The organism is Paracoccus yibinensis (assembly GCF_030846195.1).
Taxonomy (GTDB): Bacteria; Pseudomonadota; Alphaproteobacteria; order Rhodobacterales; family Rhodobacteraceae; genus Paracoccus; species Paracoccus yibinensis.
The window spans coordinates 450,631-475,465 of record NZ_JAVCWH010000003.1 but is presented as its reverse complement, the minus strand read 5'-3'; the positions used below and the strand labels follow the sequence as shown (position 1 = coordinate 475,465).

The 24,835-nt window shown below is 67.1% G+C and carries 23 protein-coding genes; 2 read left to right on the top strand and 21 right to left on the bottom strand.

What is annotated here, in order from left to right:
• Positions 1 to 107 precede the first annotated feature (107 nt).
• The 18 genes from RAH32_RS09500 to RAH32_RS09415 all read right to left on the bottom strand — a co-directional run bounded on the left by RAH32_RS09500 (position 108) and on the right by RAH32_RS09415 (position 17,376).
• Positions 108 to 575: a hypothetical protein gene (locus RAH32_RS09500; protein ID WP_306607441.1), complete on the bottom strand. Its 468-nt coding sequence runs from the start codon at positions 573 to 575 to the stop codon at positions 108 to 110.
• Between the two features lie 24 nt (positions 576 to 599).
• Positions 600 to 2,375: an alginate export family protein gene (locus tag RAH32_RS09495; protein WP_306607440.1), complete on the bottom strand. Its 1,776-nt coding sequence runs from the start codon at positions 2,373 to 2,375 to the stop codon at positions 600 to 602.
• Positions 2,372 to 3,166 carry an SDR family oxidoreductase gene (locus tag RAH32_RS09490; protein ID WP_306607438.1) on the bottom strand — a complete coding sequence of 265 codons (795 nt, stop codon included), beginning with the start codon at positions 3,164 to 3,166 and terminating at the stop codon, positions 2,372 to 2,374. The genes RAH32_RS09495 and RAH32_RS09490 overlap by 4 nt, the downstream gene beginning before the upstream one ends.
• A gap of 34 nt (positions 3,167 to 3,200) precedes the next feature.
• Complete coding sequence (gene hdhA, locus RAH32_RS09485; protein WP_306607436.1) at positions 3,201 to 3,968, bottom strand: 7-alpha-hydroxysteroid dehydrogenase; 768 nt, start codon at positions 3,966 to 3,968, stop codon at positions 3,201 to 3,203.
• Between the two features lie 542 nt (positions 3,969 to 4,510).
• The gene (gene folD, locus RAH32_RS09480; protein ID WP_306607434.1) at positions 4,511 to 5,404 is read right to left on the bottom strand and encodes a bifunctional methylenetetrahydrofolate dehydrogenase/methenyltetrahydrofolate cyclohydrolase FolD; all 894 of its coding nucleotides are present in this window, start codon (positions 5,402 to 5,404) and stop codon (positions 4,511 to 4,513) included.
• A complete protein-coding gene (locus RAH32_RS09475; protein WP_306607432.1) occupies positions 5,401 to 5,700 on the bottom strand; it encodes a chorismate mutase in 300 nt (99 codons plus the stop codon). Before RAH32_RS09475 ends, folD begins: the two co-directional genes overlap by 4 nt.
• Positions 5,701 to 5,797: 97 nt before the next feature.
• Positions 5,798 to 7,687, bottom strand: a complete 1,890-nt coding sequence (gene ftsH, locus RAH32_RS09470; RefSeq protein ID WP_306607430.1) for an ATP-dependent zinc metalloprotease FtsH — start codon at positions 7,685 to 7,687, stop codon at positions 5,798 to 5,800.
• Between the two features lie 56 nt (positions 7,688 to 7,743).
• A complete protein-coding gene (gene tilS, locus RAH32_RS09465) occupies positions 7,744 to 8,979 on the bottom strand; it encodes a tRNA lysidine(34) synthetase TilS (protein ID WP_306607428.1) in 1,236 nt (411 codons plus the stop codon).
• Between the two features lie 7 nt (positions 8,980 to 8,986).
• Complete coding sequence (locus RAH32_RS09460) at positions 8,987 to 9,877, bottom strand: tol-pal system YbgF family protein (RefSeq protein ID WP_306607426.1); 891 nt, start codon at positions 9,875 to 9,877, stop codon at positions 8,987 to 8,989.
• Positions 9,874 to 10,410, bottom strand: a complete 537-nt coding sequence (pal, locus tag RAH32_RS09455; RefSeq protein WP_306607424.1) for a peptidoglycan-associated lipoprotein Pal — start codon at positions 10,408 to 10,410, stop codon at positions 9,874 to 9,876. Before pal ends, RAH32_RS09460 begins: the two co-directional genes overlap by 4 nt.
• Before the next feature lie 25 nt (positions 10,411 to 10,435).
• Positions 10,436 to 11,743 (bottom strand): Tol-Pal system beta propeller repeat protein TolB, encoded by a 1,308-nt coding sequence (tolB, locus tag RAH32_RS09450; RefSeq protein WP_306607750.1) that lies wholly within the window; start codon positions 11,741 to 11,743, stop codon positions 10,436 to 10,438.
• Positions 11,744 to 11,781: 38 nt separating this feature from the next.
• Positions 11,782 to 13,665 carry a protein TolA gene (locus RAH32_RS09445; RefSeq protein WP_306607422.1) on the bottom strand — a complete coding sequence of 628 codons (1,884 nt, stop codon included), beginning with the start codon at positions 13,663 to 13,665 and terminating at the stop codon, positions 11,782 to 11,784.
• A gap of 4 nt (positions 13,666 to 13,669) precedes the next feature.
• Entirely contained in the window at positions 13,670 to 14,125 is a 456-nt protein-coding gene (locus RAH32_RS09440; protein WP_306607420.1) for an ExbD/TolR family protein, read from the bottom strand.
• Between the two features lies 1 nt (position 14,126).
• Positions 14,127 to 14,846, bottom strand: a complete 720-nt coding sequence (tolQ, locus tag RAH32_RS09435) for a protein TolQ (RefSeq protein ID WP_373429692.1) — start codon at positions 14,844 to 14,846, stop codon at positions 14,127 to 14,129.
• Positions 14,847 to 14,964: 118 nt separating this feature from the next.
• Positions 14,965 to 15,360 carry a tol-pal system-associated acyl-CoA thioesterase gene (gene ybgC / locus RAH32_RS09430; RefSeq protein ID WP_306607418.1) on the bottom strand — a complete coding sequence of 132 codons (396 nt, stop codon included), beginning with the start codon at positions 15,358 to 15,360 and terminating at the stop codon, positions 14,965 to 14,967.
• Positions 15,357 to 15,932, bottom strand: a complete 576-nt coding sequence (locus tag RAH32_RS09425) for a hypothetical protein (RefSeq protein ID WP_306607416.1) — start codon at positions 15,930 to 15,932, stop codon at positions 15,357 to 15,359. The genes ybgC and RAH32_RS09425 overlap by 4 nt, the downstream gene beginning before the upstream one ends.
• Positions 15,933 to 16,030: 98 nt before the next feature.
• On the bottom strand, positions 16,031 to 16,672 hold the full coding sequence (locus RAH32_RS09420; RefSeq protein WP_306607414.1) for a CoA transferase subunit B: 642 nt from the start codon (positions 16,670 to 16,672) through the stop codon (positions 16,031 to 16,033).
• Complete coding sequence (locus RAH32_RS09415; RefSeq protein WP_306607412.1) at positions 16,672 to 17,376, bottom strand: CoA transferase subunit A; 705 nt, start codon at positions 17,374 to 17,376, stop codon at positions 16,672 to 16,674. The genes RAH32_RS09420 and RAH32_RS09415 overlap by 1 nt, the downstream gene beginning before the upstream one ends.
• Positions 17,377 to 17,624: 248 nt before the next feature.
• Between RAH32_RS09415 and RAH32_RS09410 the strand changes: the two genes are divergently transcribed.
• Positions 17,625 to 18,341 carry a prephenate dehydrogenase gene (locus RAH32_RS09410; protein ID WP_306607410.1) on the top strand — a complete coding sequence of 239 codons (717 nt, stop codon included), beginning with the start codon at positions 17,625 to 17,627 and terminating at the stop codon, positions 18,339 to 18,341.
• Here the strand turns inward: RAH32_RS09410 and topA are convergent.
• From topA to tldD, 3 genes are all read right to left on the bottom strand, one after another.
• Entirely contained in the window at positions 18,338 to 21,016 is a 2,679-nt protein-coding gene (gene topA, locus RAH32_RS09405) for a type I DNA topoisomerase (RefSeq protein ID WP_306607407.1), read from the bottom strand. The genes RAH32_RS09410 and topA overlap by 4 nt on opposite strands.
• A gap of 96 nt (positions 21,017 to 21,112) precedes the next feature.
• Positions 21,113 to 22,243: a DNA-processing protein DprA gene (dprA, locus tag RAH32_RS09400; protein WP_306607406.1), complete on the bottom strand. Its 1,131-nt coding sequence runs from the start codon at positions 22,241 to 22,243 to the stop codon at positions 21,113 to 21,115.
• Positions 22,244 to 22,309: 66 nt separating this feature from the next.
• Positions 22,310 to 23,731 (bottom strand): metalloprotease TldD, encoded by a 1,422-nt coding sequence (gene tldD, locus RAH32_RS09395; RefSeq protein ID WP_306607404.1) that lies wholly within the window; start codon positions 23,729 to 23,731, stop codon positions 22,310 to 22,312.
• Positions 23,732 to 23,915: 184 nt separating this feature from the next.
• On the opposite strand from tldD, the gene coxB reads away from it, so the two are divergent.
• Positions 23,916 to 24,806, top strand: a complete 891-nt coding sequence (coxB, locus tag RAH32_RS09390; protein WP_373429691.1) for a cytochrome c oxidase subunit II — start codon at positions 23,916 to 23,918, stop codon at positions 24,804 to 24,806.
• The last annotated feature ends 29 nt before the right edge of the window (positions 24,807 to 24,835 follow it).

Below are 24,835 nucleotides of genomic sequence, written 5' to 3'. Positions count from 1 at the left end.
ATTCCGCCGCAAGCCTATCACGTAACGCGGGGTCATGGGCGGACAACCTGCCCGTATCGAGCAGCCGATATCGTGGCGCGCAGCGAGCGGCTGGTCTTCTGAGGAGGTTACCGACGCGGCGCGGTGGCCGCGATGATCGTCATGTAGTGGACGGTGGCCGCCACGATCCCGGCGATGACAGCAAGAACGGCGACCGCCACGGGCACACCGACGACGACGGTGCCCGCGAGCCGCTGCCAGAGGACGGCTGCGGCGATGACCGCCCCGAATGCAAACAAACCGTGCTTGACCACCAGCCACAGCCCGTCAGGCAGGAACGGCCGCCTCGGCACCTTCAGGGTCAGATGGCCGACAGCCGTCAGGATCATCGCAAGGATCGTCGCAAGCAGGACGGCGGTGCCGAGCACGGTATGTTCCTCGGTGCCGATCGCGTCGGCCGAAAGCGCGACAGGGCCATGCCCTGCCATGAGAAAGGCCTGGATCGCGCCGTTGATGAGAGCATTGACGAGGCCGGTGGTCGCGGAGCTTTTCAGGAGCGCCGCAGGTTCAGGCAGGTCTTGTGCAGTGGATGTCATGTCTGGATCCGTTGTTTGAACAGGTCAGAAAGTCCAGAAAAGATGTGTCTGCAGGGTGGTCCACGGCTCGTCCGGCCCGGGAGTGGCGTCGCGGATCGCCCTGCCGGGGCGTCCGACCGAGGCAATGCCCAGCAGGAAGATGTTTTCGGAAAGCGCATAGCGTGCCGTGAACGAGAATTCCTGCCCGAGGTCGTGGCTCGAGAGCGTCGCAAGTGCCGGGTTGGCGCCAAGGTTGTTGAGTTCGAGCGCCCGGTGCAGATGCCAGTCGAACGTAAGATTCAGGCGCGGGTCGGGCGCGAGGTTCAGCCGGAGCCGGTGCGTGGCGCGGTTCGCCGGGTTCAGCGCCTTGCTGATCGACACGCCCTCCAGCCACTCCGACAGGCCGCCGGCATACAGCGGGTCGAAACGCTCGTATGTGGCGGTGTCCGGGTCATCGCCGCTGCGCGCGGCGTAGCGGTAGCTGAGGCTCGGGCTCCACGGCAGATCCCGGGCGATGTAGCCGAAGGACGCATAGCCGCCCCAGGCGTCCATGTCGAAATCGTCGTGCCTCTGGTGCGCGATCTCGCCTTCGACCCAGACGCCCGGTGCCACCTCGGGATCGGCCCAGCGCAAGTGGGCAGCGAGGGTGGTCAGTCCCTCGCGCGTGCCGACAGCGCCACCTGGGGCGGCATAGCGGGTCTTCGATTCAAGCACACGGATAAGCGAGGCATCGACCCAGAACCTGTCGGTGAACGCATAGCGCAGATTGCCGCCGGCAAGCACCGTATCGCTTTCCAGCGGCTCGTATTCGTTCGGATCGAGGTAGAAGGCGGTCGCCGTCCAGTCATCGTACTTGACAGTCCCGATGGCGGCGAAGTCGTGCGCCGTCCGGGGCGCAAGATAGACGGCAGGCCGCGGTCCGGCGTTCCACTGCGAGCCGAACTGGGAGACGAGAAAGCCGTCATTCAGGGTGAAGTTCTGCCGCCCGAAGGACAGATTGACGCTGCGCCGCCTGTCGTCCGTTCCCCAGAGCAGACCGGCATAGGCCTTTTCAACATCGATGGACGAGCGCGTGTCGCCGCGGAAGATGTCCTGCCCGACCGCAAGGGGCGCGATCGCCGTCGTGGCGCCGTAGAGTGCAAAGTTCGAGTCGCCAAGCTGTGTTACGCCGGACAGGCCGAACTCGACAAAGGCTTCCGCCCAACTTGCCCGCGAGCCGGTTTGCGCGCCCGTCGCGGGATCTTCGACCAGCGGATTGCCGAGGGTGAAGACCTCTGGACGGCCAAACCATGCGTTGCCGTCGGAATAGATCCCGATGCCACCGTTCAGGTGGAAGCGAAGAAGGCTGTTCTGGTCCTGCCACAGAATCGGGAAGGCCGCGCGCCCGCCGCCTGCCAGCATACCCGTCGGCCCTTCGAACGCGTCGGCCGGGGCAAGGGAAAGCGTCACTTCCACCTGCGCGTGCGAGGGTTCGTTGGCGATAGCGTCAAGTCGGGTCTCGACCGAGGCAACGCCGGCGAGTGCGCCGAGGCGCAACTGGGCGGTATCGAGCGCAGATTGCGTCAACCGGTCGCCAGGCCGCAGGCCAAGGCGCCGGCGCGCCTCGGCAAGGATCGAGGCATCGCGCGCCGCGTCGCCGGTAGAGCCGGTGGTGCGCAGGCCGACAGAGCTTACGACCCGCGTCTCGGCCGCGGAGAGGAGCGGCACACCGTCCGGGCCGCCGAGTCCAGCGCCGCTGTCCTGGGCAGCCGCGGGCAGGGCGACCGCCAGCGCCGCGGCGCAAAGCGCGACATGCAAACCGGGGAGGCCCCTGAAGCTCATCGCCCGAAGAGCCTGTGCACCGAGCCGCCGCCGTGAACGTTGATCGTCTGTCCACTGATCCATCCGCCGGCGGGCGAGCAGAGCCAGAGCATGGCATTTGCGACGTCCTCGGGCCGGCCGGGGCGACCGGTCAGGGTGTCGGGCTTCATCATCCGTTCCTGCATCTCGGGCGTGATGCCGGCATCGGCGTAGCCGGCCGTGATCACCGTGCCGATCAGGACCGAGTTCACCCGAACCCGCTTGTTCAGCAAATGCGCAAGCGAAACCATCATCTGGTTCAACGCGGCTTTGGCGGTCGCATAGGGCAGGATGTCGTAGGCCGGGATTGCCGACGAAAACGAACCCGAATTGGTGATCGAGGCATTCTCGGCCTTCTCCAGATAGGGAAGACAAGCCATGCTCATCCGGTAGGCGCTGATCGTGTTGAGCTTGTAGGAGTCAAGGAACACATCCTCGGGAATGGCGGCCGGATCGGGCTGGCGCTCACCCCAGCCGACGTTGTTGACCAGCGTCGATATCCCGCCGAAGGCGTCCACCGTCGCCTTCACCACGGCGTCGATATCGTCCTTGCTGGTCACGTTGCAGGCCATGCCGAGGCACTCGTTGCCAGTCTCTTTCGCAATCTTTCCCGCAGTTTCCGCGGCCATGTCGCCGTTGAGATCGGCGATCATCACCCTCGCACCCGCGCCCGAGAGCGATTTCGCAATGCCCGCACCGATGTTCTGCGCACCGCCGGTTATGATGACGTTATGGCCGTCCAGCCGAAATTCCGAGAAGGGGTCGTAGCTCATGATGATGTCCTTTGCGTCTTGGGCGAGCGCCCGGTCAGTCGAGTTCCTGAACGCCGCCGCCCGAGACGGTCAGCACCTGCCCCGAGATCCAGGATGACGCCGGCGCGCAGAGGAAGAGCGCGGCGTAGGCGATGTCCTCGGCCTCGCCGAGCCGCCCGAGCGGCGTGTGCTTCAGCATCGCCTTCTCGATATCGGGGTTGAGGACCGAGGCGAGCGCGTCGGTCTTGATCGCGCCCGGGGCGATGGCGTTGATGCGGATGCCCATCGCGCCAAGATCGAAGGCGATGTTCCGCGTCAGGTGGTTCACTGCGGCCTTCGACGAGGCGTAGGAGGCCATCCTCTGGTTCTTGTTCTCGCCCGCCATCGAGGAAATGTTGAGCACTGCGCCCTCTCCGGCGGCCGCCATGTGCGGCGCGGCGAGTTGCGTCAGCCGGAACAAGGAGAAGACGTTCAACTCGTAAGCCCAGCGGAATGTGTCCATCGGCATGTCGAAGGGCTTCGGCCCGCCCCCGCCCGCGTTGTTGACGAGGATCGAGAGCTTGCCGAACCGGTCGAGCGCCGTCTTCACCACCGCTTCAAGGTCGGATTCCCTGGTCACGTCGCAGGCAAGGCCCACCGCCTCGCCGCCGTCGGCGACGATCTCTGCGGCGACCGCTTCGGCCGTTTCGGCCTTCAGGTCGCTTACCACCACCGAGGCGCCGGCTCCCGAGAACACACGGGCGATTGCCCGCCCGATGCCGGCGCCGGCGCCGGTGACGACGGCCACATGGCCATCGAGTCGAAACAGGTCTGGATCGAACATTGCCCCCTCCGATCTGAGTCCGATGTCACCAGCTACCGCCGCGGCCAGGCTCTGGATAGGCAGCACCTGCCCAGATTGGGCACCCTGGCGTTCCTGCCGCGCGGGGGAGGGCGACAGGGAATATCGGGAGTCTGACGGAAGAATATTGATGAAACCGGTTCAATTCCGATTGCGGAGCGATGGCGTCCCGGCGCACCGGATCCAATGTCGAGGATCTTCGAGCCGCCATCCAGGCTTGCGCTGAAGCGTGCCGGGAAGCACGAGCAGCCGGATCTGTGCCGAAGCCTGCGGGGCCTGGGTCAATGCCTGTCAGGCAACTCTGGAAAAAACATGCTGAGGCTATCCGACGGCCGCTTTCAAGCACTGGCGCCGCAGCTGCACGCTTGCGTCAGTTCTCGGCTGTCCGTTCTTCAGCGCAGCACAAAGCGCGAACTTACGCAGAGATCTACACCGTGATCGCGCCGATTGACTAAACTTCTTCATGCCCCGTTGCGGACAATGAATATCCCGGCGGGATCAGGAGGAGCGAAGCCTCTGGCGCGTCAGGGGGTCAGCCCTTCGGGGTCGGGCAGGCCATTGGCGCGGGCCGTGGCGGTAAGCGTATTTGCCAGAAGGCAGGCGATGGTCATCGGGCCGACACCCCCGGGAACCGGGGTGATTGCCCCGGCGACGCTGGCCGCGGCCTCGAAATCGACATCGCCGACCAGTCCGTCATCGGTGCGATTGATCCCCACGTCGATCACCACGGCGCCCGGCTTGATCCAGTCGCCTTGCACGAAATGCGCGCGGCCGACGGCCGCCACCACGATATCCGCCTGGCGGCACAGGTCGGGCAGGTTCGCTGTCCGCGAATGGGCGACGGTGACGGTCGCGCTGTCGCGAAGCAGCAGTTGCGCCATGGGCTTGCCGACGATGTTGCTGCGCCCGATCACCAGGGCGTTCCTGCCAGCAAGGCTGCCCAGGTGATCGCGCAGCAGCATCAGGCAGCCCAACGGCGTGCAGGGCACCATGGCCTTCTGCCCCGTCGCCAGACGTCCGACGTTCAGGATGTGAAACCCGTCCACGTCCTTGCCTGGCTCGATGGCGTTGATGACAGCCGCCTCGTCCATGTGCCGGGGCAGGGGAAGCTGGACCAGGATGCCGTTGACGGCCGGATCGGCGTTCAGGCGGTCGATCAGCGCCAGCAGGTCGTCCTGCGATGTTTCAGCCGGCAGACGGTGCTCGTAGGAGTTCATGCCGACCTCGCGCGTCATCCGCCCCTTGGAGTTCACATAAACCTGGCTTGCCGGATCCTCGCCCACCAGCACCACCGCCAGTCCCGGCGTGATGCCGCTGTCCTTCATCGACCGGACCTGCGTGGCGATGCGGGCGCGCAGGTCGGCGGCGAAGGCCTTGCCGTCGATCAGAGTGGCCGGGGTGGGCGTGGTTGCTGTCAAGGGCGGTCTCCGTTCAGATGGCGGTCTTCCTGCGCGATGGCGGCTTCGACCAGTTGCCGCCAGATATTCTCGATCAGCGCGGGGTCCAGCCCGCGCGATGCGGCGTGACGGCCCGCATTTGCGACAACCTCCTCGACCCGATCATCAATGCGCGCGGGCAGGCCGATCCGTTCCTTGATCCGGGCCGCCTGGGCGATCAGCGCGTGACGCTGCGCCAGAAGGTCCACAAGCTGTTCGTCCAGTTCGTCAATACGGGCGCGCAGCGTCGCCATGTCCAGGATGTCCTCGATCCGCATCGGACCCTCCAATTAGCTGGCAGGGGGATGCACCGGACCGCACCGGGGTGCAAGACCAAAGAAAAACCCCGGCGCGGATGGCCGGGGTTTTGGAAGGTCATGCCGGGGCGGGATCGCCGCTCGTGGCGGGCTTGCCCGCCTTGGGGATCGCGGTGACCGAGGGGATCAGGCTGCCCGGCATGTCGTCGTCGCCGCCCAGGGGTTCGCCCCGCAGGACCTTGCCGATCTCCTCGCCCGTCAGGGTCTCGTATTCCAGCAGGCCCTGGGCCAGGCGCTCGAACTCGGCTTCCTTCTCGATCAGGATACGGCGGGCTTCCTGATAGCCCTGCTCGATCAGGTCGCGAACTTCCTGCTCGATCAACTCCTTGGTCGCGGCTGAGATCGAGAAGCCCCCGGTCGAGCCGTTATAGCCCTCATGCGCCTCGGCATAGTCGATGTTGCCGACCTTGTCGGACATGCCCCATCGCATCACCATGGCGCGGGCCAGCTGGCTGGCCTGCTGGATGTCGCCGGCGGGACCGTTCGAAACGCCTTCCTCGCCATACTTGATGATCTCGGCGGCCTTGCCGGCCATGGTCATGGCCAGCTTCTGCTTGGCCTCGTCCTTGTGGAAGTTCAGGCGGTCCATTTCCGGCAAGCTGACCACCATGCCAAGCGCGCCGCCGCGCGGGATGATCGTCGCCTTGTAGACCGGATCGCATTTGGGCAGCGACAGGCCGACGACGGCATGGCCCGCCTCGTGATAGGCGGTCTTTTCCTTCTGCTCGGGCGTCAGGACCATGCTGCGGCGTTCGACGCCCAGCATGACCTTGTCCTTGGCATTCTCGAAATCTTCCATGCTGACGAAGCGGCGGCCGATGCGGGCGGCCATCAGCGCGGCCTCGTTCACCAGGTTCATCAGGTCGGCGCCCGAGAAGCCGGGCGTGCCGCGCGCGATGATTCGCAGATCCACGTCGGGACCGACCGGCACCTTGCGGGCATGGACGGACAGGATCTTCTCGCGCCCCTTGATGTCGGGGTTCGGGACATGGATCTGGCGGTCGAAGCGGCCCGGGCGCAGCAGGGCGGGGTCCAGCACGTCGCGGCGGTTGGTCGCGGCGACGATGATGATGCCTTCGTTGGCCTCGAACCCGTCCATTTCGACCAGAAGCTGGTTCAGCGTTTGTTCGCGTTCGTCGTTGCCGCCGCCGATGCCCACGCCGCGCGCGCGGCCCACGGCGTCGATCTCGTCGATGAAGACGATGCAGGGGGCGGATTTCTTGGCCTGCTCGAACATGTCGCGGACGCGGCTGGCACCGACGCCCACGAACATCTCGACGAAATCGGACCCCGAGATGGTGAAGAAGGGCACGCCCGCCTCTCCCGCAATGGCGCGGGCCAGCAGGGTCTTGCCGGTGCCCGGAGGGCCGACCAGCAGCGCGCCCTTCGGGATCTTGCCGCCCAGGCGGCTGAACTTCTGCGGATTGCGCAGGAACTCGACGATCTCCTCAAGCTCCTCCTTGGCTTCGTCGATCCCCGCCACGTCGTCGAAGGTGACGCGGCCATGCTTTTCGGTCAAGAGCTTGGCGCGCGACTTGCCAAAGCCCATCGCGCCCCCTTTGCCGCCGCCCTGCATCCGGTTCATGAAGAAGATCCAGACCCCGATCAGCAGGATGAAGGGCAGCCAGACGCCCAGCAGGGACATGAAGCCCGACTGCTGCTGGCGGACGACCTTCACATCGACGTTCTTGGCGATCAGGCGGTCCGAGATATCCTCGCCCTGCGGACGGACGGTGACATACTGGTTCCCGTCGGTGCCGGTGATCGCCAGTTCCTCGCCGTCGATGGTGACGGCGGAAACCTGGTCGTTCTCGACGCGTTGGATGAAATCGGAATAGCTGATCTGCCGGCTGTTCATGGTCGTCGCGCCGTCGCTGAACAGGTTGAACAGCGCCAGGATCATCAGGAAAAGGACGACCCAGAAGGCCAGGTTGCGTGCGTTGCCCAAATCGGACCTCCGGCAGAAAGCGGTTTGGCTTGAAAATAGGGATTATCGGCGCAGGTTCAATGCGCCATGACAAGCCTGCGGAAATGTGACGCAACACGCACGGGCCGCACATCATAGGGCGCCATGGGACGGATCAGGGGGGCGGCGATCAGCCGGTCGCCTTCCCAGATGGCGGGGGTGGCGGCAGCCTCGTCCCGGCCAAGGCCAGACAAGCGCCATTTGACCCGCGCGACTTCGCCCATCCCAAGCGCCGCGACATGCTGTCCGGGCTTCAAGCCGCTGACATGCCAGCGGTTATCCCAGATGCCATCCTGAACATCTGGTGCGCGCAGGGCGGCGGCGGCTTCGCGGAACAGCCGGATCCGATCGCCCGCCGGTTCGATCAGCGCGCCGTCCAGCGTGACGCGGTGGCCGGTCGCGATGGCGTTCAGCGCGTGCAGGACCGTATTGCGGCGCGGCGGATAATCCGCGCCGGTGATCCAGCGGCAGGCGGCCACGATCAGGCGGCGGCGAATTTCCGAAGGTGCATCGCCATAGGCGCGGCGAGGCAGGGTGAGGCTGCCGTTATACGCCTCGGCTTCCCGCGCGGCATGGGCGGCGTAATGGGACAGCGCATCGCGCGCTTCCTGGATATGATTCGCGGCGCGGGCCAAGGCGGCAATATCCAGGCCCATGGCCGAGATGGCGCGGCGGACGCGGATGCGGTCGAAGTCCTCATTGTCGTTGCTGGGATCGTCCACCCAGGGAATGTCTCGCAGACGCAGCCAGTCGCGCAAATCCTGCCGGCCCACCCCCAGCATCGGGCGCAGCCAGCGGGTGCCGAAGGCATCGCGCCATTCCGCCATCGAGGCCAGCCCGTCGATCCCCGATCCCCGACCCAGGCGCATCAGCAGGGTTTCGGCCTGATCATCCGCTGTATGCCCAAGGACAACTGCGGGCAGATCGTTGCGCTGCGCCCAGCCGGACAGCAGGCGAAGCCGTGCGTCGCGGGCATTGGCCATCAGGTTTCCGGTTTCCGTCCCGCGTTGCCAGACCAGCGTGGCATGGGAAAGACCAAGCGCACGGGCGGCACGGCCGACCTGCCGCGCCTCGGCCGCGCTTTCCGGCCGAATGCCGTGATCGACAGTGGCGACCATGATCCTGCGGCCCCGGCCCCAGTCGGCAATCATGTGCATCAAGGCCACGGAATCGCCGCCCCCCGACACCGCGACGCCGATCGCCGGCATGTCGCCCGCCAGCCGGTCCAAGGCGGCATGAACGCGAAAGACCGGATCGGTGGGGGGCAGGGTCATGGCGCGTCTATTGATGTTCGGCCAGATCGGCCTCGGCCTCGGGGTTGGCTGCGGGCGGCAGGGCGCCCAGGTCGTTGGCTCCGCAGGCCAGTCGGCTGAGCCGGGTTTCCGCCTCGGCGGCGAAGGGGCTGCCGGGAAAGCGCGCCGGAATTTCGGCCAGGTAAAGGCAGGCCGCCGTCGCGTCCCCCTCGGCCTCGATCACCCGTGCGATGCCCAGCAGGCTTTCCGCGGCGCGTGGCCCATCGGGATCGGCGGCAAAGCCCTCCAGCCAGGCGGCAGCCGCGCCCTTGGCATCGCCCGCGCTGTCAAGCGCCGCGCCGCGCAGGAACAAGGCCTCGGCCGTCAGCGCGCCGCCGGCATGGGTTTCCGCCACCGCCCCGAACATGTCGGCCGCCCTGCGGAAGTCGCCGCTTGCCATGACCTGCTGGGCAGCATCGAAATCGGCCTTCTCGCCTGCCCCTGCAGGTTTGCCTTGCTGGGTCTGGGGTGTTGCCGGACCCAGGTTCGGAACAGGGCTGCCGCTGCGGCCCAGATCCTGCATGGTCAGGGCCGAAAGGTCGCAGCCCTCGTCCATCTCGCACAGGCGGAACTCGATGTCGGCGATGCGGCGGCTGGCATCGGCGGTGATCCGGTCGATGCGGTTCCCCAGCTGTTCGGTCCGGTCGGTCAGCCGGGCCAGCCGCTGTTCCATCGCGTTCATGCGGTCGATAGCAGCATCGCCCCCCGCCGCCTGGAATCCCGCCGCGCCCGATGCGACCAGTTCGCCCCGCAGCGTCTGCACCTGGGCGCGCAGATCGTTCAGGTCGGCGCGCAGGTCGGCCAGGGTCGGCTCCTGGGCCATCGCCGGCCAAGCCAGCGATGCCGCCAGAAGGGCCGCGGCGATGGCGCGGGTGATCACGACCCGGCCCCCGTTGCGCTGACCACCGTGACGGCGCGGCGGTTCTGGGCATAGCAGGCCTCGTCCGAGCAGACTTCCCGCGGGCGTTCCTTGCCGAAGCTCAGCGTGCGGAGACGGTCCGGGCTGACGCCCTGGGCAATCAGGTATTCCTGCACCGCGCCGGCCCGCCGCGCACCAAGCGCCAGGTTGTATTCGCGCGTGCCTGTTTCCTCGGCATGGCCCTGGACGACGGCGCTGAAGCCGGTATGGGTGTTCAGCCATTGCGCCTGCCGGGCCAGGATCGTGCGCGCCTCGGAAGTGAGGGCGGTCTGGTTTGCGGCGAACAGCACCGTGTTTCCCACGGTGTCGTTGAAATATTGGGGCGTCGCTTCCGCCCCCAGGGTGCCGCCCGCCAGATCGCCCTGATACAGCGCGCCGCCCGCCGCATTGGCGTAAGGGTCCACGACGGTCTGCGTCACCGGCGGCGCGGGCTGCGCGCAGGCGGCAAGGGTCAGCAGCAGGGTGGCGGCAGCAGGCTTTTTCCAGGCGATCATCGGGTCATCCTTATGGCGCGGGGCTTCAGGGCATCAATGGACCCCAAGAGGGATCCGAGGCAGCAAAGTCAAGGCTCAGCGGTCGCATATTGCGCCCGGTGATGTCCACCGAATGCAGGCGCGGCTGTCCGTTCCCCCCCGGCGCCACCCGCGTGAACATCACCACGCGGCCATTGGGGGCCCAGGTCGGGGACTCGTCAAGGAAAGATTCCGTCAGGGTCTTTTCCGCCGACCCGTCGGTGCGCATCGTCGCGATGTGGAACCGGTCGCCCACCTGCTTGGTAAAGGCGATCAGATCCCCCTTGGGCGACCAGGCGGGCGAACCATAGCGTCCGTCGCCAAAGCTGATCCGCGACGGCTCGCCCCCGTTCACGCCCACCACATACAGCTGCGGATTGCCGGACCGGTCGGATTCGAACACGATCCGCTGCCCGTCGGGGCTGAAGCTGGGCGCGGTGTCGATGGCGGGCGACTGGACCAGCGGCCGCTGCGCCCCCGATGCGGCATCCATCAGCCAGATGTCGGTATTGCCGCCCTGTTCGCGGGAATAGACGATCCAGCGCCCGTCCGGGCTGAACCGGGGCGAAAAGGCCATGCTGTTCGCGTCCTGCGTCAGCGCGCGCGACGACACGGTGGCGATGTCCAGCACGCGGATCTGGGGAAAGCCGCTGTCGAAGCTGGTATAGACCAGCCGCCGCCCGTCGCGCGAAAACTGCGGCGCCAGCACCAGCGAGGAGCTGTCGGTCATCCACAGGATGTTCTGGCCGTCGTAATCCATCACGCCGATGCGCTTGATCCGCGCGTCCTTCGGCCCGGTTTCCTGGACAAAGGCCACGCGGCTGTCGAAATAGGGCTGTTCCCCCGTCAGGCGGGCATAGATCTGGTCGGCAATCTTGTGCGCGGCCCGGCGCCAGTCGGTCGCGCGGGCATCGAACTGCATCCCGTCGCCCTGCGCCTGACCGGCATAGACGTCGTACAGCCTGAACTTGACGCTGATCGCGTCGCCCGCCTGCGTCACCTCGGCCGAGACAAGCGCCTGGGCGCTGACCGCACGCCAGTCCTCATAGGCGATCGCCTCGCCGAAGCTGGCCGGACGGGCGACCTGGGCGTCACGGGGAATTTCACGAAACAGGCCGGTGCCGGTCAGATCGGCGGCCACCACGTCGCGGATCTGCTGCGCCACGGCGGCGTCGCCATGGAAGGCGGGAATGGCGATGGCCATGGGTTCGGTCACACCATCGGTGATCTCGATCTTCAAGGGGCCATCCTGCGCCAGGGCGGGCAGCGAAGCGGCAAGGGCCATCGTGAAGGCCAAAGTCAGCGTTCGAAGCATCATATCCTCATCATCCTTGCGACAGGGCCGATCCGGCCTCAGTCAAATCCGATTCCGTCGGGGCGAAACTCGACCACGACATCGCGCCAGCGGCTGTATTTGTCGAAGGGCAGGGGAAAGCCCGCGCCGCCGCACATCATGATGGCCCGCCGCGCGACCTCGAAGGCGTGCCGGGCGCCGGCTTCCGACCCGCCGTGATAGTCGGAAATCCGCAGGCTGGCCTCGATGGGCCTGGCATCGGCGGTCATGCTGAAGGCCACCGAGACCGACATGCCGGACGCCTCGACCGACAGCGCGCCTTCGTTCCAGCACTGGCGCAGCGCGGTGCGGAAGGCATCCCTTTCCGCCTGCGACAAGGGCTGGGCTTGCGACAGGCTGGACATGTCGATGCCATCCAGCGGCGTAGGCCGGATGGGCGAAGGCGCCAGCTGCATGGGCTCCGCAAGGCCGTCCTGCGCATCAGTGGCATCTGCCGGGGCAGGGGAACCCGACATCGCCCCCGCAAGCGCCGCCGCAAGCGGATCCTGCACGGCCGAGGCGCCGGAGCCTCCGTCGATCATCTGGCTGTCGCCACCCACCGCATCCCCGGTCGAGGCGGTGTCCGTCCCGGCCGCACCGGCGCTGCCGTCCTGTGCCTCGCGGAGCGCGTCCTCCAGCGCCTGCTGACGGGCTGCCTCGGCTGCGGCCTGTTCCTCGGCCGCGCGTGCTGCGGCGGCACGGCGTTCTTCCGCCTCGCGTTCGGCTGCAAGACGGCGCTCCTCGGCTTCGCGCTCGGCGGCAGCGGCGCGGCGTTCTTCTTCGGCCCGACGCTCTGCCTCGGCCCGACGCTCTGCCTCGGCCCTTCGCTCAGCCTCGGCCTGACGTTCTTCTTCAGCCCGCCTCTCTGCTTCCGCCTGCCGGGCTTCCTCGGCGCGGCGCTCGGCTTCCTGTTCTTCTTCTGCGCGGGCCTCTGCGGCGCGACGTTCTTCTTCGGCCCGCCGCTCTGCCTCTGCCGCCCGCCGCTCTTCCTCTGCGCGAGCCTGGGCCTCGCGCCGTTCCTGTTCTTCGCGCTCGGCCCGTTCCGCAGCCGCCCGGCGTTCGGCGGCTTCGCGGCGCTCCTCGGCGGCCTGCTGCTCCGCCTCTGCCTGACGCTCTGCTTCGGCCTGACGCTCTGCTTCGGCCTGCCGTTCGGCCTCGGCCTGCTCGGCCCGGCGCGCCTCCTCGGCGGCTTCGCGCTCGGCGGTCAGGCGGCGTTCTTCCGCCTCGGCAGCTGCCGCTTCGGCCGCTTCCTGCGCGGCGCGGGCTGCCTGGGCGGCAGCCTGGCGTTCGGCTTCTTGCTGCGCCAGCCGGGCATTGCGGCGCTCGACCAGACCTTCGGGCCGCAGGCGGGGCAGGGCTGATCGGTCAAGCGCCAGTTCCGATCGCGGCGCTGCGGAAGCGTCGGCGGAGGGCGCTTCGGGCCGTGCCGGCTGCGCACCGGCTGTTGGCACGCCCGCGTCGGCCGGCGGCAGGGGGGCCGCGTCATCCGCGGTCTGATTTTCCGCGGGCGCGCCAAGATCGGTCGCCACAGCCACCGGGTCAGGCCTGTTGAAGTCCGACAAGTCGGGCCGCGCCTCGGACTCATCGGGCTGCGCCAGATCCTGCGCCGAATCCTCGGCATCCGGGATGCTTGCCGCAGCGGGTGCCTGCGCGGCATCCTGATCCATGGGGGGCGCGGGCATCGTCGCCACGGCCGTGGCCTCGCGCCCGACTGGCCCGGCACCGCGCGATGCGGCGGCAAGCGCCTCGAACTCGGCCCCGCTCATGGTGGCCACCTCGGTGGTGCGCAGGGGCGTCGATGGCTGCGGGCGCAGGAACACCCCGCCCAAAATCGCCCATAGGATCAGCGCGGTATGCGCCGATCCCGAAACCCACCAGCCGATGCGGTCCTCGCGGTCCTCCATGGCGTCAGCCGTCCATCCTCGGCCCGCCGGTATCCGTCACCAGCACGATGTCGGACAGGCCTGCGGCGTTCAGCGCGCCCATCACTTGCACCACGCGGGCATAGGGGATCGCGCCATCCGCCCGCAGGAATACGCGCTGGCTTTCGCGTTCGGCCAGGATCTCGCGCAGCCGGGTGACGATCTGGTCCTGCGCCACCGGCGCATCCATCAGCATCACGTCGCCGTCGGCGGGGATCGAGATGACCAGCGGCTCCTCGGGCTCGGTGGGTACGGCGGTGGCGGCGGTCTGGGGCAGGTTCAGCGGCACCCCTGCCGTCATCAAGGGGGCGGCCACCATGAAGATCACCAGCAGCACCAGCATCACGTCCACGAAGGGCGTGACGTTGATTTCCGACATGGGCGCGTTGCGGCGATGGCCCCGGCCCTTGCGGCGAACGCGCTTGACGACGGCGGCTGACATCCTATGCCTCGTCCATCTGGCGCGACAGCAGGGTCGAGAATTCGTCGGCGAAGGCCTCCCAGTTGCCGGTCACGCGCTCGGCGTCGCCCGACAGCTTGTTGTAGAAGACGACGGCGGGAATTGCAGCCAAAAGGCCCAGGGCGGTGGCCAGCAGCGCCTCGGCGATGCCAGGGGCCACCACGGCCAAGCTGGTGTCCTGGGACATGGCGATGCCCTCGAAGGCGGTCTTGATGCCCCAGACGGTGCCGAACAGTCCGATGAAGGGGGCGGTGGACCCGACCGTCGCCAGGAAGGACAGGCCGCGGAACAGGCGCGATTCCTCGCGCTGGATGGCGACGTTCATGGCACGGTCGATGCGGGCGGGACCGCCGGGGATCAGCGCCCCGTCGTCGCGATGGCTGCGGCGCCATTCGGTCATGCCCGCCGCGAAGATGCGTTCCGACGCGCCCGAGGGCCGGTCGCCCAGCCGGTCATAAAGGTCGTCCAGCGGCTCTCCCGACCAGAAGGCGCGGTCGAACCGCGCGGCTTCCTTGCGGGCCTTGGCGAAGGCCAGGAACTTCTGGATGATGATCGCCCAGGCCCAGACCGAGGCCATGATCAGCAGCACCATCACCACCTGCACCGTCAGCGAGGCGCGCGCAAACAGCGCCATCAGCGAGAAATCAAGAGCCTGCGCGGCCTGGATCGGTTCCATCGTCACTGCCTTTTCATCGTGATCCATCACGGATCCGGCCGGGGTTCCGGTCGGTTTGCGGGCCTTCTAGCGCCTTCCTAACAAAGGTTGCAGCCCCTTGATGCAACACAATGGCGTCACTTTTAGACAGTGCGGCCCCTTCGCCTCACTTCGCCGCCAAGGTGTCCGCCAGACCTTTCGGCAGCCGAACCGGGCGGCCTTGACCGTCCAGGCAGGCCAGCGTGACCTTGGCCGTGAACAGCAGGTCGCCCTCACGCTTGACGGCTTGGCTGACGACGATCCGCGCGGCTGTCATCCGGTCCAGGGTGGTTTCCACCGCCAGAAGGTCGTCGAAACGAGCGGGGCGCAGATAGTCGGCCTCGATCCGGCGGACGGCAAAGACATGGCCGCTCTCGGTCTTCAGCCGCACCTGGTCCACGCCAAGCGCGCGCAGCCATTCCGACCGACCCCGCTCGATGAATTTCAGATAATTCGCGTAATAGACGATCCCGGCAAGGTCGGTGTCTTCGTAATAGACGCGGACGGCAAGGCTGTGCATCATGCGCCTCCCAGGCGTGCCGCCAGCCGCCAGGCGTGGGCAGGGTCCGTGGCAGCAATCGGCAGGACCGGATCATAGGCCGCGCGGATCAGCGCCGCCATGTCCGCCGACGGGGTGATGTCGCGCGCAAAGGTCAGCGCGCAGCGCATGAACAGCGCCTCGGCCAGTTGCGCGGGATGGCTGTCGGCCAGGGCGCCCGACATGCGCAGGAAACCCAGGCAGGCCCTGATGCCTCCACCGGCGTCAAAGCGGAACATGCGATACTGGTCCGCATCCGCCCGCACCAGCCGCGCAGGCAGGTCCGGCGCATCGGTCAGGCGGTCAAGGTCGGGGATGTCCCCCAGGTCGGACCAGTCGCGGACGAAGAACAGCATCAGGTTCGCCCCCATGTCAGGGTCCGTATCGGTCAGCGGATGGCGTGCATGGGCAAAGCCCGCCCGGATCGCACCTCGGAAGATGTCCAGGCTTTCATCCGCCAGGCCAAAGATCACCGGCGCGACCGGCCGGCCCCATCGGGCGCAAAGGAACGTCCCGTCGGCGCGAGTGAACAGCGCGGCGATCTCGTCTGCGGTCATGCCCAGCCTTTCACTTTGGTCCAAATATCCTGGGGGGAGTCGCCGAAACGGCGACGGGGGGCAAGGCCCCCCGCCAACATTTCCCCATTTCCCGGCTATCAACCGACGATCGTCGCCTCGGTCGAGGCACGCAGTTCCTCCTCGGTCACGCCGTCCGCACACTCGACGATGCGCAGGCCGCCCGGCACTACGTCCAGCACGCCCAGGTTGGTGATGATGCGGTCCACCACCCCCTTGCCGGTCAGGGGCAGGGTGCATTCGCGCAAGACCTTCGACTCTCCGGCCTTGTTGGTGTGGTCCATGACCACGATCACCCGGCCCACGCCGGCCACCAGATCCATCGCCCCGCCCATGCCCTTGACCAGCTTGCCGGGGATCATCCAGTTGGCCAGGTCGCCGTTCTCGGCCACCTCCATCGCACCCAGGATTGCGGCCGCGATCTTGCCGCCCCGGATCATGCCGAAGCTGGTCGCGCTGTCGAAATAGGCAGTGCGGTTCAGCTCGGTGATGGTCTGCTTGCCCGCGTTGATCAGGTCGGGATCCTCCTCGCCCTCGAACGGGAATGGACCCATGCCCAGCATCCCGTTTTCCGACTGCAGCGTGATGTCCTTGTCGCCCACATAGTTCGCGACCAGCGTGGGGATGCCGATCCCCAGGTTCACATACATCCCGTCTTCCAGTTCCTGTGCCGCCCGCGCGGCCATCTGGTTGCGATCCCAGCCCTTGGGTGCTTCGGCCATCACGCGGTCTCCTTCTTGCGGGTGGTGCGCTGTTCGATGCGCTTCTCGTGCGGGCCCTGCACGATACGGTGCACATAGATGCCGGGAAGGTGGATATGGTCGGGGTCCAGGCTGCCGCGCGGGACGATCTCCTCGACCTCGGCCACGCAGACACGGCCGCACATGGCGGCGGGCGGGTTGAAGTTGCGGGCGGTCTTGCGGAACACCAGGTTGCCGGTGTCGTCGGCCTTCCAGGCCTTCACGATCGACAGGTCGGCCACGATGCCGCGCTCCAGGATATAATCCTGGCCGTCGAAGGTCTTGACCTCCTTGCCCTCGGCGATCACGGTGCCGACGCCGGTCTTGGTGTAGAAGCCGGGGATGCCGCAGCCGCCCGCCCGCATCCGCTCGGCCAAGGTGCCCTGGGGATTGAACTCCAGCTCCAGCTCGCCCGACAGATACTGGCGCATGAACTCGGCGTTCTCGCCGACATAGGAGGAGATCATCTTCCTGATCTGCCGCGTCTGCAGCAGGATGCCCAGACCGAAATCATCGACGCCGCAGTTGTTCGACGCGACCGTCAGATCCTTCGTGCCCGCGTCGCGGATCGCCGCGATCAGCAACTCGGGGATGCCGCACAGGCCAAAGCCCCCCGCCGCAATCACCATCCCGTCCCGCAGCAAGCCCTCCAGGGCCTCCCCGGCCGTGGCATAGACCTTTTTCATTATTCCTCCCCAGAATGAACCGCTGCGGATTTGTCGCTCGCGCATCCAGGCAAGTCAATGCGGCGGTGCAGCATGGTTGACACCGCGCCCGGCCGCAGCCATGAGAAAGCCATGAAAACCCGCAACGCTGCCTTTGCGACCTATTATCGCCCGCTGACATAGCGGGGGCAGCAGCATGTCAACCGCGCGGAGGTGCGGTTGACACGGCGACATGACAACGACCTTGGCGCAAGCTCCAAAGGTCCACCATGTCCATTCGTCCCCAGACCCTGTCCATCATCGGCTTCGGCGCCTTCGGCCAGCTGATCGCGCGCCACCTGCGCCCGCATCTTGCACTGTCGGTCTGCGATCCGCGGGTCAGATCGAACGACCTGCCGCAGGTCGATCTGGCGCAGGTGGCGCGCGCGGACATCGTTGTCCTCGCGGTGCCGCTGCCGCAGCTAGCGGGGGTGCTGCACGCCATCGCCCTGCATCTGCGGCCGGGCGCCACGGTGATCGACGTGGCCTCGGTCAAGCTGGAACCGGCGCGTCTGATGCTGCAGATCCTGCCCGATCACGTCGAGATCATTGCCAGCCACCCGCTGTTCGGCCCCGCCAGCGCGGCGGAGGGACCTGCAGGCCATCGCATTGCCTGGTGCCCGCTGCGCGGCAGGGGCCACCGGCGCCTGGCGGCTTTCCTGCGGGGGCAGGGCCTGGAGGTCATCGAGACGACCCCTGATCAGCACGACCGCGACATGGCGGTGGTCCAGGGCCTGACGCATCTGATCGCGCGCAGCCTGTCGCGGCTTGGTCCGCTGCCGCGGCACATGGCGACCCGCAGCTTCGCGATGCTGGCGGAAGCCGCCGCCATGGTCCAGGACGACTCTCCCGAACTGCTGGCGACGATCCTGAAGGCGAACCCCCATGCGGCAAGCGTCCGGCAGCGGTTCCTGGCGGAAGCCGCCGGGATCGCGGACGAACTCTAGCCCTTGGCCGCCTTCTTGGCGGAGGACTTTTGAGTGGAGGCCTTCTTGGCGGCAGGCTTCTTCGCAGCGGCCTTGGCCTTGGGCGCGGTCTTCTTCTTGGCGGGCGACTTGCCGGCCTTGGCCGCGATCAGTTCAAGCGCCTGCTCAACCGTCAGATCCTCGGGCGCGACATCGCGGGGCAGGGTTGCGTTCACCTTTTCCCATTTCACATAAGGACCATAGCGCCCGCTCATCACCTGAATTGCGCCGCCGTCCGGGTGTTCGCCCAACTCGCGCAAGGGCGCCGCAGCCGCCGCGCGGCCACGGGTCTGCTTGGCGGCCAGAACCTCGACCGCGCGGTTCATGCCAATGGTGAAGACTTCCTCCACATCGGGCAGGTTCGCGTATTTCGAGCCGTGCTTCACATAGGGGCCGAAGCGGCCGATCCCGGCCTCGATCAACTCGCCATCCTCGGGATGCGCGCCGACCGGACGCGGCAGCGACAGCAGTTGCACCGCCCGATCCAGATCCAGCGTCGCCGGATTCCAGCCCTTGGGGATCGACGCGCGGGCAGGCTTGGGATTGTCCTCGGTCGCCTCGCCCCGCTGGACATAGGGGCCGAAGCGCCCGGTCTTGAGGCTGATCGGCTTGCCATCAAGCTCGCCCAGGATGCGGTCGCCCACGGCTTCCTCTCCGTCGGGGGCAGAGATCGGACGCGTATAGCGGCATTCGGGATAGTTGGAACAACCGATGAAGGCCCCGCCGGACCGCGCCGTCTTCAGGTTCAGCCGTCCCGCGCCGCAAACCGGGCAGACGCGCGGATCGCCGCCATCGGCGCGCGGCGGATAGAGATGCGGGGCAAGGGCGTCGTCGATGGCGTCCAGAACCTCGGTGATGCGCAGTTCCGAAGTGCCTTCGAGGGCCTTTGAAAAATCCTTCCAGAAACGACCCAGAACCTCGCGCCAGACCAGGTCGCCCGCGCTGATCTCGTCCAGCTCGTTTTCCAGATCCGCCGTGAAGTCATAGCTGACATAGCGCGGGAAATACTTGGTCAGGAAGATCGTGACGAGGCGCCCCTTGTCCTCGGGGATCAGGCGGTTCTTGTCCTTGCGGACATATTCGCGGTCCTGGATCGTGGTGACGATGCTGGCATAGGTCGAGGGGCGCCCGATGCCTAGTTCCTCCATCCGCTTGACCAGCGTGGCCTCGGTATAGCGGGGGGGCGGCTGGGTGAAATGCTGGCGGGCAGCGACGGCCGCCGTGTCGTTCAGCAGCAGGCCCGGCGCGGCGCGCTGACCGGTGGGGGCAGGGGGGACCGGGTCGTCCTTTTCACGCGCCTTGGCGAATTCGGCATCGAAGGCCTTGCCGACCAGCTTCGCCGCCTCGCCCTGCTGGATCGCGGGCAGGCGGGCGCTGTCTTCGCCGTCGTCGTCGTCGCGGCCTTGGTCATAGACGCGCAGGAAGCCATCGAACAGGATCACCTGGCCCGTTGCGCGCAGGCCGACCTGGTTGTCGGGGCTGGCGATCTCGACTGTGGTGCGCTCCATGCGCGCGGCTTCCATCTGGCTGGCGATGGTGCGCTTCCAGATCAGGTCATAGAGTTTCCGCTGGTCATCCGCCGTGACCTTCAGCTTGTCGGGCGACAGCATCATGTCGGTGGGGCGGATACATTCATGCGCTTCCTGTGCGTTCTTGGCCTTGTTCTTGTACATCCGCGGGCTGGACGGCACGTATTTGTCGCCGAACTTGGCCTTGATCGCGTCGCGGGTGGCATGGACGGCCTCGGGTGCCATGTCGATGCCGTCGGTCCGCATATAGGTGATCAGCCCCGCCTCATACAGCCGCTGCGCCGCCGACATGCAGGCCTTGGCGCCCATGCCCAGCTTGCGCGACGCCTCTTGCTGCAGGGTCGAGGTCATGAAGGGCGGCCAGGGGTTCCGCGTCGCGGGCTTGGCGGCGACGCTGGTCACGCGCAGATTGCGGCTGGCCACCGCGCTGACGGCCATGGCGGCCTTTTCCGCGTTCGGCAGGTCGAAGCGGTCCAGCTTCGCGCCCGCCAGCGACACCAGCGTGGCGTCGTATTCTGCGCCGCCCGGCGTCGCCAGGCGCGCATGGACCGACCAGTATTCGCGGGCCTTGAAGGCCTCGATCTCCATTTCCCGGTCCACGATCAGGCGCAGGCAGACCGATTGCACGCGGCCCGCCGATTTCGCGCCCGGCAGCTTGCGCCACAGGACCGGCGACAGGTTGAAGCCCACCAGGTAATCAAGCGCGCGGCGTGCCAGATAGGCATCGACCAGCGGCTGGTCGATCTGGCGGGGATTGGCCATCGCCTCGGTCACGGCCGTCTTGGTGATGGCGTTGAAGGTGACGCGGTTGACTGCCGCGCCCTTCTTCAGCGCGGGGGACAGCGCCTCCAGCAGGTGCCAGGAAATCGCCTCGCCCTCACGATCCGGGTCGGTGGCCAGGATCAGGGTCTGGTCGTCCTTCAGCGCGTCCTTGATCGCCTTGAGGTGCTTGCGGCTGTCTGCCGCGACCTCCCATTTCATCGCGAAATCGGCATCGGGATCGACGCTGCCGTCCTTGGGGGGCAGGTCGCGGACATGGCCGAAAGAGGCCAGCACGCGATAATCGCCGCCGAGGTATTTCTCGATGGTCTTGGCCTTGGCCGGGGATTCAACGACGACGACGGGCATTCTTAACCTCGAGGGCACCTTTGCGATGGGCCGGGAACATGGGTCCGGGGCCTGCCAGTGTCAACCTGCGGAAATCACCCGCCGCGTGTGCGGCCGTCAGCCAAGTGCCAGCCGCCCGCCCGGCACCCGCAGCAGTCGGCCCTGCAATTCCAGCGACAGGATCGCCGCACTTGCCGCAGCGGCCGGCAGGCCCAGGTCGCGGATCACGTCGTTTTCATCCGAGGGCGAAGGCCCGAGGCGGGACAGGATCCGCGCCTCGATCTGCGCCGGATCGGCGGGTTCGGGACGCAGGGCAGGGGACAGCGCCGGGGCCGCGGGCGCCTCGGCCATTCCGGCAAGCTCTGGCTCCTGGCCAAGCGCCGTGCAGACATCGGCCGAGTTGCGCACCAGGATCGCGCCGTCGCGGATCAACTGGTTGCAGCCACCCGCGCGGGCGTCCATCGGATGCCCCGGCACGGCCATGACCTCGCGTCCCTGGTCAAGCGCGTTCTTGGCCGTGATCAGCGTGCCCGACCGATGCGCGGCCTCGATCACCACGACGGCTTGCGACAGACCCGAGACGATGCGGTTGCGGGTCGGGAAATGGCGGGCCTGCGGTTCGGTGCCGGGCGGCTGTTCGGACACAAGCGCGCCTTTTTCGGCGATCTGCGCGGCCAGGATGACGTTTTCCGCCGGATAGATCACATCGACGCCCCCGGCCATAACCGCGATCGTGCCGGTGGGCAGGGCCGCGTTATGGGCTGCGGTGTCGATCCCGCGCGCCAGGCCCGCAACAACGGTATGGCCCGCTTCCCCCAGGCCCGTCGCCATGCCGCGCGCCATCCGCAGCCCCAGCGACGAGGCGTTGCGCGCCCCGATCACCGCCACAGGATTCCTGGACAGCCATGACGGATCGCCGCGGACCCACAGGATCGGTGGTGCCCCGTCGATCTCGCGCAGCGCGGAGGGATAAAGGGGCGAATCGATGCGGATCAGCCGGGCGCCGCATTTGCGCCCCGCCGCCAGTTCGGCGGCCGCAACACCTTCGGGGCAGACCTCATAACCGGCGATGCCCGCCGCCGCCGCGATCTCGGGCAGTGCATCCAGTGCAGCCCGCGCGCTGCCGTGTTCCGCCACCAGCCGGTGATAGGTCGCCGGTCCCACCCGGCGCGACCGGATCAGGCGCAGCACCGACAGGTCGTCGTCCTGCGCGCGGCGCGTATCGAAAGGAAGATGTCCGGTATCCATGCTGCCTCCGGCCCTTGTCCGGGAATCAGCATTACGCCGCAGCGGTTAACAACTGGTTAGCGACCCCTACGCGGCCGAGCCGCCCACCGTCAGCCCGCCGATCAGCAGCGTCGGCTGGCCCACGCCCACCGGCACCCACTGGCCCTGCTTGCCGCAATTGCCGATGCCCGGATCCAGCGCCATGTCGTTGCCGATGGCGCGCACCTGTTGCAGCGCGGTTGCGCCGTCGCCGATCAGCGTGGCCCCGCGGATCGGGTCGCCGACCACGCCGTCCTTCACGCGGTAAGCCTCGGTGCAGGAAAACACGAACTTGCCGTTGGTGATGTCCACCTGGCCGCCGCCAAAGCCCACGGCATAGATGCCGTCCTTCAGGTCGGCGAGGATCGCCGCCGGGTCCGCGTCGCCGCCGGGCATATAGGTGTTGGTCATGCGCGGCATCGGCGCGTGCGAGAAGCCTTGCCGCCGGCCGTTGCCGGTCGGGTCCACCCCCATCAGCCGGGCGTTCTGGCGATCCTGCATGTAGCCGACGAGAATCCCGTCCTCGATCAGCACGTTTCGGGCAGGGGGCATGCCCTCGTCATCGACGCCGATGCTGCCGCGCCTGTCAGGGATGGTGCCGTCATCGACCACGGTCACGCCGGGGGCTGCGACACGTTGTCCCATCAACCCGGCGAATGCGCTTGCCTTCTTGCGGTTGAAATCGCCTTCAAGCCCGTGGCCCACCGCCTCGTGCAACAGGATGCCGGGCCAGCCGGGGCCAAGCACCACGTCCATGACACCGGCAGGGGCAGGAACGGACCGAAGGTTGACCAAGGCGATCCGCAGGGCCTCGTCCACGGCGGGCTGCCAGTGGGCCGGATCCATCAGGCCCGCCAGCGACACGCGCCCGCCGCCGCCATGGCCGCCGGATTCGCGACGGTCGTTGTTTTCCACGATCACGCTGACATTCAGCCGCGCCATCGGGCGGATATCCGTCACCAATCCCCCCTCGGGCCGCAGGATCGCCACCTGTTGCAGGGACGAGGCAAGAGAAACGGTCACCTGCACCACGCGAGGATCGCGCGAGCGGGCGTAATCGTCGATCTGGCGCAGAAGCTCGATCCGTTGGGCGAAAGGAATTCCTTCAGCCGGGTCCGCAGCCATATAGAGCGGCTGGACCTTCATGGGTGCGGCAGGCGCCATCACGCCGCCGCCCTGGCCCACCGCAAGCCGCGCGGTTTCCGCCGCGCGGCGAAGGGCGGGTTCGGAAATCTCGGTCGAATGGGCATAGCCCGTCACCTCGCTGCGCACGGCCCGCAACCCGAAGCCCTGCTCGGCGGTATAGCCCGAATTGCGCAGCCGCCCGTCGTCGAACACCAGCGATTCAGACACCGTATGTTCAAGGAACAGCTCTCCATCCTCGGCCCCCGCTGTCGCTTCGCGCAGGATCGCCAGGGCGCGGTCGCGGTCCAGGTTGGTCGCGAAGGGATCGAAGGGGGTTCGGCTCATGGCGGGGTTCATCCTTCTGGCGGCCCAATGCCGGTAATTTGCAGAGGCAGGCTTATGTATCACTTGCCCGTGGGGTCGAGATATGGTCATAGAACGGAGATTGTTAAAGGAAAAGGGCCGCCCTTGGGCGCCCTGCGGTCGCGCGGCCGCGCCAGGATAACGGGATGGGATGATGGCAATAGCGATGATTCGCCGGACAGTCGCGGCAGCTTCCGGGCTTGCGACGGCGGGAATGGTAGCCGGGTCGGCCTTTGCGCAGGATGTGTTGGGTGAACTGCCCGTGATCGGCAAGCCCGAACCGCGCGGCGTGAATTTCCAGCCGGCGGCGACCGAACTGGCCCGCGACCAGCAGTGGCTGGATCACTTCGTGCTGATCATCATCACCGTGATCACGGTTGTGGTCTGCGCGCTGCTGCTGATCGTGATCCTGCGCTATAACAAGCGGTCGAACCCAGTGCCGGCCAGGTTCACGCACAACACGCCGCTGGAGATTGCCTGGACGCTGGTCCCCGTGCTGATTCTGGTGACGATCGGCGCGTTTTCATTGCCCGCGCTGTTCCGCAGCCAGGAAATGCCGGCCGATCCCGACGTGGTGATCAAGGCCATCGGCAACCAGTGGTACTGGTCCTATGAATATCCCGAAAACGGGATCAGCTTCGATTCGATCATGCTGACCAGGGAAGAACTGGCGGATTACGGCTATTCCGAGGATGAATACCTGCTGGCCACCGACACCGCCGTGGTCGTGCCGGTCGGCCAGACAGTCCTGCTGCAGGTGACCGCGAACGACGTGATCCACAGCTGGACCATCCCCGCCTTCGCCGTGAAGCAAGACGCCGTTCCGGGCCGCATCGCACAGGCCTGGTTCAATGTGGACCAGGAAGGGGTCTATTTCGGCCAGTGCAGCGAGTTGTGCGGCATCAACCACGCCTATATGCCGATCGTCGTGAAGGCGGTCAGCCCCGAAGTCTATGCCCAATGGGTCGCCGAGCAGGGGGGAACCCTGGAAGGCGCACCTGCAACCGCAGCCGTGGAATCCACCGCGGCCGATGTTCAGGTGGCCAAGGCCGACTGACCGTCGGCCTGACCAGCGACAAAGCCAGA